General features: G+C 71.7%; 14 protein-coding genes. 4 read left to right on the forward strand and 10 right to left on the reverse strand.

Annotated elements, in window-relative coordinates:
• Window positions 1-112 precede the first annotated feature (112 nt).
• The 3 genes from guaB to RM609_RS07130 form a co-directional block, all read right to left on the reverse strand.
• Window positions 113-1,615, reverse strand: a complete 1,503-nt coding sequence (guaB, locus tag RM609_RS07120; protein WP_311608863.1) for an IMP dehydrogenase — start codon at window positions 1,613-1,615, stop codon at window positions 113-115.
• Between the two features lie 178 nt (window positions 1,616-1,793).
• The gene (locus tag RM609_RS07125; protein WP_206279852.1) at window positions 1,794-2,369 is read right to left on the reverse strand and encodes a sigma-70 family RNA polymerase sigma factor; all 576 of its coding nucleotides are present in this window, start codon (window positions 2,367-2,369) and stop codon (window positions 1,794-1,796) included.
• A gap of 390 nt (window positions 2,370-2,759) precedes the next feature.
• On the reverse strand, window positions 2,760-3,371 hold the full coding sequence (locus RM609_RS07130; protein ID WP_003948568.1) for a response regulator transcription factor: 612 nt from the start codon (window positions 3,369-3,371) through the stop codon (window positions 2,760-2,762).
• A gap of 405 nt (window positions 3,372-3,776) precedes the next feature.
• Between RM609_RS07130 and RM609_RS07135 the strand changes: the two genes are divergently transcribed.
• The gene (locus tag RM609_RS07135; RefSeq protein ID WP_126914647.1) at window positions 3,777-4,103 is read left to right on the forward strand and encodes a WhiB family transcriptional regulator; all 327 of its coding nucleotides are present in this window, start codon (window positions 3,777-3,779) and stop codon (window positions 4,101-4,103) included.
• A gap of 66 nt (window positions 4,104-4,169) precedes the next feature.
• Here the strand turns inward: RM609_RS07135 and RM609_RS07140 are convergent, their stop codons facing one another.
• Entirely contained in the window at window positions 4,170-5,081 is a 912-nt protein-coding gene (locus RM609_RS07140; protein ID WP_311608866.1) for a LysR family transcriptional regulator, read from the reverse strand.
• 105 nt (window positions 5,082-5,186) lie between these two features.
• On the opposite strand from RM609_RS07140, the gene RM609_RS07145 reads away from it, so the two are divergent.
• Together RM609_RS07145 and RM609_RS07150 are read left to right on the forward strand one after the other, a co-directional pair.
• Complete coding sequence (locus tag RM609_RS07145) at window positions 5,187-5,951, forward strand: MOSC domain-containing protein (protein WP_311609145.1); 765 nt, start codon at window positions 5,187-5,189, stop codon at window positions 5,949-5,951.
• A complete protein-coding gene (locus RM609_RS07150; protein ID WP_311608868.1) occupies window positions 5,948-6,721 on the forward strand; it encodes an SDR family NAD(P)-dependent oxidoreductase in 774 nt (257 codons plus the stop codon). Before RM609_RS07145 ends, RM609_RS07150 begins: the two co-directional genes overlap by 4 nt.
• Window positions 6,722-6,803: 82 nt before the next feature.
• Here the strand turns inward: RM609_RS07150 and groL are convergent, their stop codons facing one another.
• The 3 genes from groL to RM609_RS07165 all read right to left on the reverse strand — a co-directional run bounded on the left by groL (window position 6,804) and on the right by RM609_RS07165 (window position 9,962).
• Complete coding sequence (gene groL / locus RM609_RS07155; RefSeq protein ID WP_311608869.1) at window positions 6,804-8,426, reverse strand: chaperonin GroEL; 1,623 nt, start codon at window positions 8,424-8,426, stop codon at window positions 6,804-6,806.
• Window positions 8,427-8,545: 119 nt separating this feature from the next.
• Window positions 8,546-8,854: a co-chaperone GroES gene (gene groES, locus RM609_RS07160; protein WP_004955293.1), complete on the reverse strand. Its 309-nt coding sequence runs from the start codon at window positions 8,852-8,854 to the stop codon at window positions 8,546-8,548.
• A 244-nt stretch (window positions 8,855-9,098) separates the two neighbouring features.
• Window positions 9,099-9,962 carry a polysaccharide deacetylase family protein gene (locus RM609_RS07165; protein ID WP_311608872.1) on the reverse strand — a complete coding sequence of 288 codons (864 nt, stop codon included), beginning with the start codon at window positions 9,960-9,962 and terminating at the stop codon, window positions 9,099-9,101.
• An 87-nt stretch (window positions 9,963-10,049) separates the two neighbouring features.
• On the opposite strand from RM609_RS07165, the gene RM609_RS07170 reads away from it, so the two are divergent.
• Complete coding sequence (locus RM609_RS07170; RefSeq protein ID WP_311608873.1) at window positions 10,050-11,264, forward strand: THUMP-like domain-containing protein; 1,215 nt, start codon at window positions 10,050-10,052, stop codon at window positions 11,262-11,264.
• A 10-nt stretch (window positions 11,265-11,274) separates the two neighbouring features.
• Here the strand turns inward: RM609_RS07170 and tsaD are convergent, their stop codons facing one another.
• Genes tsaD through tsaB form a run of 3 tightly spaced genes read right to left on the reverse strand, consistent with a single transcriptional unit; the run spans window position 11,275 to window position 13,629 of the window.
• Window positions 11,275-12,426 (reverse strand): tRNA (adenosine(37)-N6)-threonylcarbamoyltransferase complex transferase subunit TsaD, encoded by a 1,152-nt coding sequence (tsaD, locus tag RM609_RS07175; RefSeq protein ID WP_311608874.1) that lies wholly within the window; start codon window positions 12,424-12,426, stop codon window positions 11,275-11,277.
• On the reverse strand, window positions 12,410-12,904 hold the full coding sequence (gene rimI / locus RM609_RS07180) for a ribosomal protein S18-alanine N-acetyltransferase (protein WP_311609146.1): 495 nt from the start codon (window positions 12,902-12,904) through the stop codon (window positions 12,410-12,412). The genes tsaD and rimI overlap by 17 nt, the downstream gene beginning before the upstream one ends.
• Before the next feature lie 56 nt (window positions 12,905-12,960).
• A complete protein-coding gene (gene tsaB / locus RM609_RS07185) occupies window positions 12,961-13,629 on the reverse strand; it encodes a tRNA (adenosine(37)-N6)-threonylcarbamoyltransferase complex dimerization subunit type 1 TsaB (RefSeq protein ID WP_311608875.1) in 669 nt (222 codons plus the stop codon).
• Between the last annotated feature and the right edge of the window lie 50 nt (window positions 13,630-13,679).

Raw genomic sequence — 13,679 nt, forward strand, 5'->3', positions numbered from 1 at the left:
TGCCGCATACCAGTATCCCCGACGCGGCGGAGCCCGCGGCCTTATCGGTCGCGGGCTCCGACGGACTTCTGTGCGAAACTCCGACTACTACTGGAAGCAGTAGTCCAACGCGTCAGCGACGCGAGTAGTTCGGCGCCTCGACCGTCATCTGGATGTCGTGCGGGTGGCTCTCCTTGAGACCCGCGGACGTGATCCGCACGAAGCGGCCCTTGTCCTTGAGCTCCTGGATGTCGGCCGAGCCGACGTAGCCCATGGAGGCCCGCAGGCCGCCGACGAGCTGGTGGGCGACCGAGGAGAGCGGGCCGCGGTAGGGCACCTGACCCTCGATGCCCTCGGGCACCAGCTTGTCCTCGGAGAGGACGTTGTCCTGGAAGTAGCGGTCCTTGGAGAAGGACCGCGCCTGGCCGCGGGACTGCATGGCGCCCAGCGAGCCCATGCCGCGGTAGGACTTGAACTGCTTGCCGTTGATGAAGACCATCTCGCCCGGCGACTCCTCGCAGCCCGCGAGCAGCGAGCCGAGCATCACCGTGTCGGCGCCGGCGGCGATGGCCTTGGCGATGTCGCCCGAGTACTGGAGGCCGCCGTCGCCGATCAGCGGGACGTCCGCCGCGTGGCACGCCTGGGCGGCCTCGTAGATCGCGGTGACCTGCGGGACGCCGATGCCGGCGACGACGCGGGTGGTGCAGATCGAGCCCGGGCCGACACCGACCTTGACGCCGTCCACGCCCGCGTCGATCAGGGCCTGGGCGCCGTCGCGGGTGGCGACGTTGCCGCCGACGACGTCGACGCTGATGTTGGACTTGATCTTGGCGATCATGTCGAGGATGCCCCGGCTGTGGCCGTGGGCGCTGTCGACGACCAGGAAGTCCGCGCCGGCCTCGACGAGCGCCTGGGCGCGCTCGAAGGCCTCGGCGCCGACGCCCACCGCGGCGCCGACGACCAGGCGGCCCTCGGCGTCCTTGGCGGCGTTCGGGTACTTCTCCGCCTTGACGAAGTCCTTGACCGTGATGAGGCCCTTGAGCACACCGGCGTCGTCCACCAGCGGCAGCTTCTCGATCTTGTGGCGGCGCAGCAGCTCGATGGCGTCCTCGCCGGAGATGCCGACCTTGCCGGTGACCAGCGGCATCGGGGTCATGACCTCGCGCACCGCGCGGCCGCGGTCCATCTCGAAGGCCATGTCACGGTTGGTGACGATGCCCAGCAGCTTGCCCGCCGGGTCGGTGACCGGCACACCGCTGATGCGGAACCGGGCGCACAGCGCGTCGGCCTCGGCCAGCGTGGCGTCCGGGCGGACGGTGATCGGGTCGGAGACCATGCCGGACTCCGAGCGCTTGACGAGGTCGACCTGGTTGGCCTGGTCCTCGATCGAGAGGTTGCGGTGGAGGACGCCCGCGCCGCCCTGGCGGGCCATGGCGATGGCCATGCGCGCCTCGGTCACCTTGTCCATGGCGGCGGACAGCAGCGGGATGTTCACCCGTACGTTGCGCGAGACCCGGGAAGCGGTGCTCACACCGTTCGGCAGGACCTCGGAGGCGCCCGGCAGCAGCAGGACGTCGTCGTATGTCAGACCGAGCATCGCGAATTTTCCGGGCATTCCGTCGACGTTGTCAGTCATGACACCTTCCCAAATGGTCTTGCCCCAGCGAGGACTACCATGCTAACGGCCGTGGCGGGTGTCCCATTCCACGAGCTCTGAGGCTCACGTCACTTGGATATTCCTACGAAAGCACCTTCGGTCGGCGCGTCCGTGTGGTGTGCGCACCCCGGTGGGCCGGGACGCGCACACCCCGCGCTCACTGTTCCGCGAGCGCCCTGAGCCTGCTGAGCGCGCGGTGCTGGGCGACCCGGACGGCGCCGGGTGACATTCCCAGCATCTGTCCGGTCTCCTCGGCCGTCAGCCCGACGGCGACGCGCAGCAGCACGAGCTCGCGCTGGTTCTCCGGAAGGTTGGCGAGCAGCTTCTTCGCCCACTCGGCATCGCTGCTGAGCAGCGCCCGCTCCTCGGGCCCGAGCGAGTCGTCGGGCTGTTCCGGCATCTCGTCGGAGGGCACCGCCGTACTGCCCGGGTGGCGCATGGCGGCGCGCTGGAGATCGGCGACCTTGTGCGCGGCGATGGCCACGACGAAGGCCTCGAAGGGGCGCCCGGTGTCGCGGTACCGCGGCAGGGCGCACAGAACGGCGAGACAGACCTCCTGGGCGAGGTCGTCCACGAAATGGCGGGCGTCGCCCGGCAGCCGCGACAGGCGCGTACGGCAGTAGCGCAGGGCGAGAGGGTGCACCAGGGCGAGCAGATCGTGGGTGGCCTGCCGGTCGCCCTCCACCGCACGGGCGACGAGCGCGCCAATGGCGGTGGTGTCGTCGTCGCGCATCGGTCCATGGTGCCCCGGCGCCGGATTCTCCGTGGCACCGCCCTCGTGGTTGTGCATCGAACCGTTACGCGTCGGTGTCCTCGCACTCACGTCTAGCGCCTCCCCCTTTCGGGTATGCCCGCCCCAGCACTCACGACTCCACCGATAGCTTGCACCCGTGCCATAGGGCACGTGGCAGGGCTTGTCCGTCATGAGGTCTCTTCTGGCCGAGCGAGAAACCTCGGCCTCCGCCGGGGAGGAGTCACACCTCAAGGATGCGGCATCCCTCGAGCTTTCGGCGTCGGGCCGTCGACGCGGCGAGGTCGCGGCGCGCACCACAGGGGTCGCGGTGGGCACCGCCCGCCGGGGTGGCGCGCACCGCGACCTCGAGACGCTGCGCGCCACACCGCCTCAGCGGACCAGGCCCCAGCGGAAGCCGAGGGCCACCGCGTGCGCCCGGTCCGAGGCGCCCAGCTTCTTGAAAAGCCGCCGCGCGTGGGTCTTCACCGTGTCCTCGGAGAGGAAGAGCTCCCGGCCGATCTCCGCGTTGGAGCGGCCGTGGCTCATGCCCTCCAGCACCTGGATCTCCCGCGCGGTGAGCGTGGGCGCGGCGCCCATCTCCGCCGAGCGCAGCCGCCGGGGGGCGAGCCGCCAGGTCGGGTCGGCGAGCGCCTGGGTCACGGTGGCGCGCAGCTCGGCGCGCGAGGCGTCCTTGTGCAGATAGCCGCGCGCCCCGGCGGCGACCGCGAGAGCGACCCCGTCGAGGTCCTCGGCGACCGTGAGCATGATGATGCGGGCGCCGGGGTCGGCGGAGAGCAGCCGGCGCACGGTCTCCACACCACCGAGTCCGGGCATGCGTACGTCCATCAGAATGAGGTCCGAACGATCGGCGCCCCAGCGGCGGAGGACTTCCTCGCCGTTGGCCGCCGTCGTCACGCGCTCGACGCCGGGCACGGTCGCCACCGCGCGACGGAGCGCTTCTCGGGCAAGCGGGGAGTCGTCGCAGACGAGGACGGATGTCATGGCCGCCCTCCGCAGCTGATGCGCGTCACCTTGAGCCTCCAGAGGCTGGTACTGGTCGTCACCTTGCGCGATTGACGGCACCGGGCCCTGCCACCCGCCCGACTGCTTCATGCGTCAACCGCCTCCGCACTCTCAACGACGGTCACCCGAAAGAGTTACGGGCTCGGTCGGCCATGTTCGGCACTCTACGTGAGGGCGCGGACACGGAGCAGGGCGCACGGGGGGCGCCCGGCCCACCAGCCAAGCTATGCCCCATTTGCCCAGTCGGACCCGCATTTCTTCCCATTTACCGGCATCTGTGGCTAGATTCAACAAGAGTCATATTTTCATCTGCTCACACGACAGTCACGACGGATGTACGGACACGGGCACTGCATCGGACAGATCGTTTCGAGGGGATAAGCAATGGCAGATTTCTCCCGCCTTCCCGGTCCCAACGCCGACCTGTGGGACTGGCAGCTCCTGGCGGCGTGCCGAGGGGTCGACAGCTCGTTGTTCTTCCACCCCGAGGGCGAGCGCGGTGCGGCGCGCAGCGCCCGTGAGACCTCCGCGAAGGAGGTGTGCATGCGCTGCCCCGTACGCGCCGAGTGCGCGGCGCACGCGCTGGCGGTGCGGGAGCCCTACGGCGTCTGGGGCGGTCTGACCGAGGACGAGCGCGAGGAGCTCATGGGGCGTGCGAGGCACCGGCCCATCTCGGCGAGCGGCGCGGGCGCCGGCGCGATGACCGCGTGAGCGCCTGCGGCTGCGCTTCCGCGCACGACCGCGCCCCTGCACGCCCCATGCGCCCGGCGCCGGTACTCAGCGGGTCGCGGCCGCCGCGAGGCGGTCCAGCATGGCCCCGACCGCCGGCACCCTGGCCAGGTCCGGGAGGGTGAGGGCGACGATCTCCCGTTGCACGACCGGCTCCACCGGCACCGTCCGCGCCCCCTTGGGCCGTACCGACTCCAGCGCCAGCTCGGGCATGACCGCGACCCCGAGCCCGGCCCCGACCAGGCCGAAGACCGCCGGGTAGTCGTCCGTCGCGAAGTCGATGCGCGGGGTGAAGCCCGCGCTCTCGCACACCTCCACCAGATGTCGCCGGCAGCGCGGGCAGCCCGCGATCCACGGCTCGTCCTCCAGCTCGGCGATCCCTATCCGCTCCGCCCCGGCAAGCCGGTGCCCCTCGGGCACCACGCCGATGAGGCGGTCGGTCAGCAACGGCCGGACGACGAGGTCGTCCCACTCCGCGCCGGCCGCCGGGTCCGCGCCGCGCACATCGGGGTAGCGGAAGGCGAGCGCGATCTCGCAGTCGCCCTCGCGCAGCATCTCCACCGAGCGCGGCGGCTCCGCCTCGACCAGGGAGATCTGGGTGCCCGGGTGGGCGGCGCGCATCTCGGCGAGCGCGGTCGGCACGAGCGTGGAGCTGCCGCTGGGGAAGGACACCAGCCGCACCCGCCCGGCCCGCAGCCCGGCGATGGCCGCGATCTCCTCCTCGGCGGCGGTCAGCCCGGCCAGGATCCCCGTGGCGTGGCGGACCAGGGCCTCGCCCGCCTCGGTCAGCCGCATCTCCCGCCCCGTACGGACCAGCAGCGGCGTGCGCGCCGACTGCTCCAGGGCCTTCATCTGCTGACTGACGGCGGGCTGGGTGCAGCCGAGCTCCCGGGCCGCGGCCGAGAACGAACCGGTGGCGGCCACCGCGCGCAGCACCCTCAGATGACGTGCCTCGATCATAGAACCGAGCATAAGGCCACCTTGGGGTCGATGCGAAATATTCGCTCGACGCTTTGAGGGCGCGCCGCTTAGGCTCGTTCCATGGATCGCGCCACGGCTTCCCCCATGCGTCTGCTCTCCCTCAACGTCGGCCGGGCCCGGACCTCGGGCGATCGCCCGGGCCATGAGGGCGCCTTCGCCGACGGGCTCGCGAGCGGCATCGACAAGCGCCCCGTCCCCGGCCCGGTCGCCGTGGCCGCCCCCGGCCCGAAGGGCACGGCGGGCAGCGGCCTCGCGGGCGACGCGGTGGTCTCCCTGCGCCATCACGGCGGTGACGACCAGGCGGTCTACGCCTTCGCCCGGGAGGACCTCGACGGCTGGGAGCGCGCGCTGGGCCGCCCGCTGCCCCACGGCGCCTTCGGGGAGAACCTCACCACCCTCGGGGTCGACGTCAACGGCGCGCGCATCGGAGAGCGTTGGCGCATAGGTACGGATCTGCTGCTGGAGGTCACCTCTCCGCGCATCCCCTGCCGCGTCTTCGCCGACTGGCTGGGCGAGTCGGGCTGGATCCGCCGCTTCACCCAGGAAGCCGCGCCCGGGGCGTATCTGCGTGTCATCGAGCCCGGAGAGATCCGCGCGGGCGACACCATCACCGTCGTCCACCGCCCCGCGCACGAGGTGACCGTCTCCTACGCCTTCCGCGCGCTGACGACGGATCAGGCGCTGCGGGCCGGTCTCCTCGCGGCGGGCGACGCGCTCCACCCCGAGCTGCTGGAGAAGGCCCTGGCGTACAGGGAACGTCAGAATCGCGCCGACGCGCGACCCGAGGGACGGGCCGAGGAGGGGGAAGGCAGCCGGGAGGGTGTGCCGGGCACTAACGTTCCCGTATGACGACTGCACTGATCACGGGAGCCACCGCGGGCATCGGCGCGGCCTTCGCCCGGCGGCTGGCGGCCGACGGACACAATCTGGTCATCGTGGCCCGCGATGAGAAGCGGCTGAGCGAACAGGCGACGGAGCTCCACGACCGCCACCGCGTGGAGGTGGAGGTGCTCCGCGCCGACCTGTCGCGGGAGGAGGACATCGCGGCGGTCGAGGCCCGGCTCTCGGATCGCAAGAACCCGGTCGACCTGCTGGTCAACAACGCGGGCTTCGGCAACAAGGGCCGCTATCTCGAGGTCCCGATGGCCGACGAGCTGACGATGCTCAAGGTGCACTGCGAGGCGGTGCTGCGGCTGACCTCGGCCGCGGCGGCCGGCATGCGGGAGCGCAGGCGCGGCGGTGTGGTCAACGTGGCCTCGGTCGCCGCGTTCGTCCCCCGGGGGACGTACGGGGCGAGCAAGGCGTGGGTGGTGCAGTTCACCCAGGGCGCCGCGCGGGATCTGGCGGGCAGCGGGGTGCGGATGATGGCGCTCTGCCCCGGCTTCGTCCGCACCGAGTTCCACCAGCGGGCCGGCATGGGGACGGACAACGTGCCCGGCTGGATGTGGCTGGACGCCGACAAGCTGGTCGACGCGGCGCTGAAGGACCTCGCCCGGGGGAAGGCACTGTCCATTCCCGACCCGCGCTACAAGGCGCTGACCGGTCTGCTGAAGCTGGCGCCCCGCCGCGCGGTCTCGCGCGCCGGCTCGTCGACGGGCCGCCGCTACGGGCCCAACTGACGGCACCACAACGGACCGGGGCCCGGCCTCCCACGAGGGAGGCCGGGCCCCGGCCGTATCACCCGAATGGGCGAAGGGTGCGTCAGTGGGCGTGGCCGTGACCGTGACCGGCCTCGGCGGGCTCCTCTTCCTTCTTCTCGACGACCAGGGTCTCGGTCGTGAGCAGCAGGGAGGCGATGGACGCGGCGTTCTCCAGGGCGGAGCGGGTGACCTTGACCGGGTCGATGACACCGGCCTTCACCAGGTCGCCGTACTCGCCGGTCGCGGCGTTGAAGCCCTGGCCCTTGTCGAGCTCCGCCACCTTGGAGGTGATGACGTAGCCCTCGAGGCCGGCGTTCTCGGCGATCCAGCGCAGCGGCTCGACGGCGGCGCGGCGGACGACGGAGACACCGGTGGCCTCGTCGCCCTCCTTGCCCAGGTTGTCCTCGAGGACCTTGACGGCGTGGACCAGAGCGGAGCCACCACCGGAGACGATGCCCTCCTCGACCGCGGCGCGGGTCGCGGAGATGGCGTCCTCCAGACGGTGCTTGCGCTCCTTGAGCTCGACCTCGGTGGCCGCACCCACGCGGATGACGCAGACGCCACCGGCGAGCTTGGCGAGGCGCTCCTGGAGCTTCTCGCGGTCCCAGTCCGAGTCGGTGGACTCGATCTCGGCCTTGATCTGGGCGACGCGGCCCGCGACGTCCTCGGAGTTGCCGCCACCGTCGACGATGGTGGTGTCGTCCTTGGTGATGGTCACGCGGCGGGCGGTGCCCAGCACGTCCAGACCGGCCTGGTCGAGCTTGAGGCCGACCTCCTCGGCGATGACGGTGGCACCGGTGAGGGTGGCCATGTCGCCCAGCATCGCCTTGCGGCGGTCGCCGAAGCCCGGGGCCTTGACGGCCACGGCGTTGAAGGTGCCACGGATCTTGTTGACGACCAGGGTCGACAGGGCCTCGCCCTCGACGTCCTCGGCGATGATCAGCAGCGGCTTGGAGCCACCCGCCTGGATGATCTTCTCCAGCAGCGGGAGGAGGTCCTGGATGGAGGAGATCTTGCCCTGGTGGATCAGGATGTACGGGTCGTCGAGGACGGCCTCCATACGCTCCTGGTCGGTGACCATGTACGGCGAGAGGTAACCCTTGTCGAAGGCCATGCCCTCGGTGAAGTCCAGCTCCAGGCCGAAGGTGTTGGACTCCTCGACGGTGATGACACCGTCCTTGCCGACCTTGTCCATGGCCTCGGCGATCAGCTCGCCGACCTGCTTGTCCTGCGCGGACAGCGCGGCGACGGCGGCGATGTCGGCCTTGTCCTCGATCGGACGGGCGGTGGCCAGGAGCTCCTCGGAGACGGCCTTGACGGCGGCGTCGATGCCCTTCTTCAGGGAGGCCGGGGAGGCGCCGGCGGCGACGTTGCGCAGACCCTCGCGGACCAGCGCCTGGGCCAGCACGGTGGCGGTGGTGGTGCCGTCACCCGCGATGTCGTTGGTCTTGGTCGCCACCTCCTTGACGAGCTGGGCGCCCAGGTTCTCGTACGCGTCGTCGAGCTCGACCTCGCGCGCGATGGTGACACCGTCGTTGGTGATGGTGGGGGCGCCGAACTTCTTGTCGATGACGACGTTGCGGCCCTTGGGACCGATCGTCACCTTCACGGTGTCGGCGAGCTTGTTGACGCCGCGCTCAAGGGCGCGACGGGCGTCCTCGTCGAACTTCAGGGTCTTGGCCATGGGGTACGTATCCTTCGCCGGGTCTCAAAACGAACCGCGCCCCCGGCGCCCGGCTGTGCAGGCACGGGAACCAGGGGCACTGTTCACAAGCTTCGAAGGCTCAGGGAGCCTCGGGTGAACTACTTCTCGATGATCGCGAGAACGTCGCGAGCCGAGAGGACGAGGTACTCGTCACCGTTGTACTTCACCTCGGTGCCGCCGTACTTGCTGTAGAGCACGACGTCGCCGACCTTCACGTCGAGCGGCAGGCGCTCGCCGTTCTCGAAGCGGCCCGGGCCAACGGCCAGGACAGCGCCCTCCTGGGGCTTCTCCTTGGCGGTGTCCGGAATGACCAGGCCGGAGGCCGTGGTCTGCTCTGCGTCGAGCGGCTGGACCACGATGCGGTCCTCGAGCGGCTTGATGGCAACCTTGGAGCTGGCGGTCGTCACGATCCGACCTCCCCCTTCGGAGATCTCACGGGGTTAACTGTCTGAGGTGGCGACCAGGAGGCCCGTCGTCGCGGGTGCCGGAACCTGCCCGTCGCTGTGTTTGGCACTCACCGGTGGAGAGTGCCAACGGAGCCGAGACTATGACGCGGTTAGCACTCGGTCAAGCGGAGTGCCAATTCGGCGTGCGGCGAGCTTTGATCTACCCCGTGGACGGAGCGGTACTCCTGCGGTCCGGTCCGGCCCTTCAGAGGTAGTCCTCCAGCCGGGCCACCGTGAAGCCCTGCGCCTGGATGCTGCGCAGCATGTTGGTCACCATCCTGGTCATCGTGGTGCCCTTGAGCTCCTGGGGCCCGCGGAAGTGGGCCAGGACGATGTCGCCGGGCCGGAGCCCGCCGCCCTCCGCGTAGCGCATGTCGTTGATCTGCATCGTCGCCTCCCACAGCACGACCGCGCGCACCCCGCAGCCGGCCGCGGCGGTGAGCGTGGCGTCGTTGTAGTTGCCGTAGGGCGGGCGGAAGAGGGCCGGGCGGCCGCCGAACCGCTTCGCCAGGGCGTCCTGCTGCCCGCAGATCTCGCGCTTCTGCGCCTCGGCGGAGAGAGTGCGCAGATTGGGGTGGGAGAGGGTGTGGTTGTCGATGCCGTTGCCGAGGGCGCGGAGCTTCTCGAAGTAGCCGTAGCCGGCGCCCGCGCGGGCGATGTCGTCCGTCAGGAACATCGTGAACGGCACCTTGAGGTCCGCCGCCATCCTGAGGAACTCCGGGTCCTTCTCGGCCCCGTCGTCGAAGGTCACGAAGACGACCTTGTCCTGGGTGGGCACGCGCCGGATCACCTGCGGCGTCGCGCCCGGCCGGAACCCGTCGGTGAGCTTCTTCGCGGGCGGGGCCGGGGGCGGGGCCAGCGGCTTGTCCAGGCCCCAGCGGCGGTACGCGTCGGGTGCCGCCGGGGAGGCGGGGGCGGAGGAGGGCGCGGTGGGCGTCCCGGCCGCCTTGTGCGGCTTCTCCGGGCCGCCGGAGGACGAGCCGGAGCATCCGGCGAGGACGCCGGTCAGCAGCAGGGCGGCGGAGGCGAGGGCGGCGGCGCGTATTCGGCCGGAAACAGACGTGCTCACATACACGATTCTTGTTCACTCGTTCGAGGACCGCACGGGCCCCCTCACCCTCCTCCCGCTGCCCGCGCCACGGGAGGTGGCGCGAGAATGAGACACGTGCCCGCACCGAACGCCCCCGCCACCGATGCCTTCGTCGCCCTTCTGACCGACGAGGGCCGCGCCCTCCTCGACGAGCTGCGCGACTTCGACCCCGCCCAGGAGCTCGCCACGGCGACCCGGCTGCGCCGCGACCACCCCGCCGAGCTGGTGTCGGCGGCCATCGGCCAGGCCCGGCTGCGGCAGCGCGCGGTCGCCAAGTTCGGCGCCGAGGACGCGTACCGCATGTTCTTCACCCCGAACGGCGTCGAGCAGGCCACACGGGCCGGCGTCGCCGCCTACCGGGCCCGGCGCTTCGAAGCCCTCGGCGTGCGCCGGCTGGCCGACCTGTGCTGTGGCATCGGCGGCGACGCGATCGCGCTGGCCCGCGCCGGCATCGAGGTGCTCGCCGTCGACCGCGACCCGCTGACCTGCGAGGTCGCCCGCGCCAACGCCGCCGCCCTGGGCCTGTCCGAGCTGATCGAGGTGCGCTGCGCGGATGTCGCCGAGATCGACACCTCGTCCTACGACGCCGTCTTCGTCGACCCCGCGCGGCGCGGCGGCCGGGGCCGGATCTTCGACCCGGAGGCGTACTCGCCCCCGCTGTCCTGGGCGATCGAGGCGGCCCGTACGGCCCCCCACGCGGCCCTGAAGATCGCCCCTGGGGTGCCCCACGAGGCGGTGCCCGAGGACGCGGAGGCCGAGTGGATCTCGGATGGCGGCGATGTGAAGGAGGCCGTGCTGTGGTTCGGCACGGACGCCGGCACGCGCCGGGCGACCCTGCTGCCGGGCGGCGCGTCCCTGGTGGGCCGGGGCCTGCCGGACCCGGCCGTACGGCCCGTGGGCCGCTACCTCTACGAACCGGACGGCGCGGTCATCCGCGCGCACCTGGTGGCGGAGGCCGCTGCGGAGCTGGGCGACAGCGGTCCGGACGGCGGCCTGATCGACGAGACGATCGCGTATGTGACGAGCGACGAGCTGCGGCCGACGGACTACGCCACGGCGTACGAGATCACGGATGTGCTGCCGTTCAACCTGAAGAAGCTCAAGGCGATCGTGCGGGAGCGCGGCATCGGGATCGCCGTCATCAAGAAGCGCGGATCGGCGGTGGAGCCGGAGGAACTGCGCAAGAAGCTCAAGCTCTCCGGCCCCCACTCGTGCGTCATCGTGCTGACGCGAGTGGCGGGGGCGCCGGCCATGCTGCTGGGGCAGCCGGTCCGGGCGTAGCCCCGCCGCCTCACTCGTAGAGGTTCTGCTTGCTCAGCTCGTGGACGTGGTCGTGGTCATGCGCGTGCCCATGACCATGGCCGTGCTCGTGGTCGTGGTCATGGCCCTCCTCGCCCGGCACGTGCGTCTCCGTCACCGGCAGCGACGAGTCCGCCGACAGGTCCCACGACGAGGCGGCGCGGCCCCGGGCGACCATCTCGGCGCCCAGCGCGGCCACCATCGCGCCGTTGTCGGTGCACAGCTTCGGCCGCGGCACGCGCAGGGTGATGCCCGCGTCCTCGCAGCGGCGCTGGGCCATGGCGCGCAGGCGGGTGTTGGCGGCGACGCCGCCGCCGATCATCAGGTGGTCCACGCCATGGTCCTTGCAGGCGCGGACGGCCTTGCGGGTCAGGACGTCGACGACCGCCTCCTGGAAGGAGGCCGCGACGTCCGCGACCGGCACGTTCTCGCCGGCCGCGCGCTTGGCCTCGATCCAGCGGGCGACGGCGGTCTTCAGGCCGGAGAAGGAGAAGTCGTATATGGGGTCGCGGGGGCCGGTCAGGCCGCGCGGGAAGCGGATGGCGTCGGGGTTGCCCTCGCGGGCGTAGCGGTCGATGACCGGGCCGCCGGGGAAGCCCAGGTTCAGCACCCGGGCGATCTTGTCGAAGGCCTCGCCCGCCGCGTCGTCGATGGTCGAGCCGAGCGGCCGGACGTCCGAGGTGATGTCGGGCGCCAGCAGCAGGGACGAGTGGCCGCCGCTCACCAGCAGGGCCATCGTGGGCTCGGGCAGGGCGCCGTGCTCCAGCTGGTCCACGCAGATGTGCGAGGCGAGGTGGTTGACGCCGTAGAGGGGCTTGCCCAGCGCGTAGGCGTACGCCTTCGCCGCGGAGACGCCGACGAGCAGGGCGCCCGCGAGGCCGGGGCCGGCGGTGACCGCGATGCCGTCGAGGTCCTTCGCGCTGACGCCCGCCTCCTTCAGCGCGCGCTGGATGGTCGGGACCATCGCCTCCAGGTGCGCCCGGCTGGCGACCTCAGGGACGACGCCGCCGAAGCGGGCGTGCTCGTCGACGCTGGACGCGACCGCGTCGGCGAGCAGCGTGTGGCCGCGGACGATACCGACGCCGGTCTCGTCGCACGAGGTTTCGATGCCGAGGACGAGGGGTTCGTCAGTCTTGCGAGCCATGGGACATTCCTTGCACTGCGGACAGGGGATCGGAGAGGCGCATCACGAGCGCGTCGATGTTGCCGGGCTGGTAGTAGCCGCGGCGCACACCCAGGGGCTCGAAGCCGAAGCGTTCGTAGAGGCGCTGGGCGCGGGTGTTGTCGACGCGCACTTCGAGCAGCACCTCACGGCACTCGAAGGCGTTCGCGGTGGTGAGGAGCTCGGTCAGCAGCCGGGCGCCGAGGCCCGTGCTCCAGTACTCCCTGGCCACGGCGATGGTCTGCACGTCGCCGGTGCCGTCGACGGCGGCGAGGCCCGCGTAGCCGACGACCCTGGCCGCCCCGGCCTCGTCGACGACCTCCGCGACGACGTAGCGGCGGTTGGCGTTGGCCCCGCGCGCGTGGGCGAGCTCCGACCAGAACAGGCCCTTGGACCAGGCGTCGTGCGGGAACAGCGCGCGCTCCAGCTCCAGCACGGGCGCGATGTCCCACCAGCGCATCTCACGGACGCGGACGGTGGCGGCGGCTGCGGCGGCGGCCGCTTCTGCTGGCCCGGTCACTGCGGGGTGACCACCTTGTAGTTGGCCGGCACCTGGGCGTCGGGGCGGCGCAGGTACAGCGGCTGGTCCGGCAGGAACTCCCCGCCCGTGCGGAGCTTCTCGGCGGCCAGCGCCGCCAGCGAGGCCGCCGACTGGTGCTGCGGCAGCTCCTCGCGTACGTCCGAGAAGGCGTCCCGGTAGAGCACCGCGCCCGCGCCGACGGCGGTCAGGCCCGCGAGTCTCTCGGTGAGCTCGGCGGGGCGGTCCACGGCGGGCTCGGTGATCCGGGTCCGGGCGTCGGCGTAGCGCGCCCAGTAGACCTCCTTGCGGCGGGCGTCCGTCGCCACGACGAACTCCCCCGTGAGCCCCTGCTGCCCGGCGGCGTACGCGATGCCGTCCAGCGTGCACAGGCCGTGGACGGGAACGGACAGGGTGGCGCCGAAGGTGGCGGCCGTGACGATGCCGACGCGCAGACCGGTGTACGGGCCGGGGCCCACGCCCACGACGATCCCGGTGACGGCGTCGAGCTCGGTGCCCGCCTCGCGGAGGACACGGTCGACGGCGGGCAGCAGCAGTTCCCCGTGCCGACGGGCGTCCACCTGGGTCGACTCGGCGACGACGGACTCGCCGTCGTGGAGGGCGACGGTGACGGCGGGGGTGGCGGTATCCAGAGCGAGCAGCAGCACGTGACAAGCCTACGGCGCACCATGGGGCGGGCGGCGCGCGCATGGGCCCC

Origin of the sequence: Streptomyces hesseae, from assembly GCF_031845785.1 — a bacterium.
In the GTDB taxonomy this organism is placed as follows: Bacteria; Actinomycetota; Actinomycetes; order Streptomycetales; family Streptomycetaceae; genus Streptomyces; species Streptomyces hesseae.

Excerpts from the sequence above, each read along its gene's own strand:
- guaB (WP_311608863.1), bottom strand. The coding sequence starts at position 1,615 with ATGACTGACAACGTCGACGGAATGCCCGGAAAATTCGCGATGCTCGGT.
- RM609_RS07125 (WP_206279852.1), bottom strand. The coding sequence starts at position 2,369 with ATGCGCGACGACGACACCACCGCCATTGGCGCGCTCGTCGCCCGTGCG.
- RM609_RS07130 (WP_003948568.1), bottom strand. The coding sequence starts at position 3,371 with ATGACATCCGTCCTCGTCTGCGACGACTCCCCGCTTGCCCGAGAAGCG.
- RM609_RS07135 (WP_126914647.1), top strand. The coding sequence starts at position 3,777 with ATGGCAGATTTCTCCCGCCTTCCCGGTCCCAACGCCGACCTGTGGGAC.
- RM609_RS07140 (WP_311608866.1), bottom strand. The coding sequence starts at position 5,081 with ATGATCGAGGCACGTCATCTGAGGGTGCTGCGCGCGGTGGCCGCCACC.
- RM609_RS07145 (WP_311609145.1), top strand. The coding sequence starts at position 5,187 with ATGCGTCTGCTCTCCCTCAACGTCGGCCGGGCCCGGACCTCGGGCGAT.
- RM609_RS07150 (WP_311608868.1), top strand. The coding sequence starts at position 5,948 with ATGACGACTGCACTGATCACGGGAGCCACCGCGGGCATCGGCGCGGCC.
- groL (WP_311608869.1), bottom strand. The coding sequence starts at position 8,426 with ATGGCCAAGACCCTGAAGTTCGACGAGGACGCCCGTCGCGCCCTTGAG.
- RM609_RS07170 (WP_311608873.1), top strand. The coding sequence starts at position 10,050 with ATGAGACACGTGCCCGCACCGAACGCCCCCGCCACCGATGCCTTCGTC.
- tsaD (WP_311608874.1), bottom strand. The coding sequence starts at position 12,426 with ATGGCTCGCAAGACTGACGAACCCCTCGTCCTCGGCATCGAAACCTCG.
- rimI (WP_311609146.1), bottom strand. The coding sequence starts at position 12,904 with ATGCGCTGGTGGGACATCGCGCCCGTGCTGGAGCTGGAGCGCGCGCTG.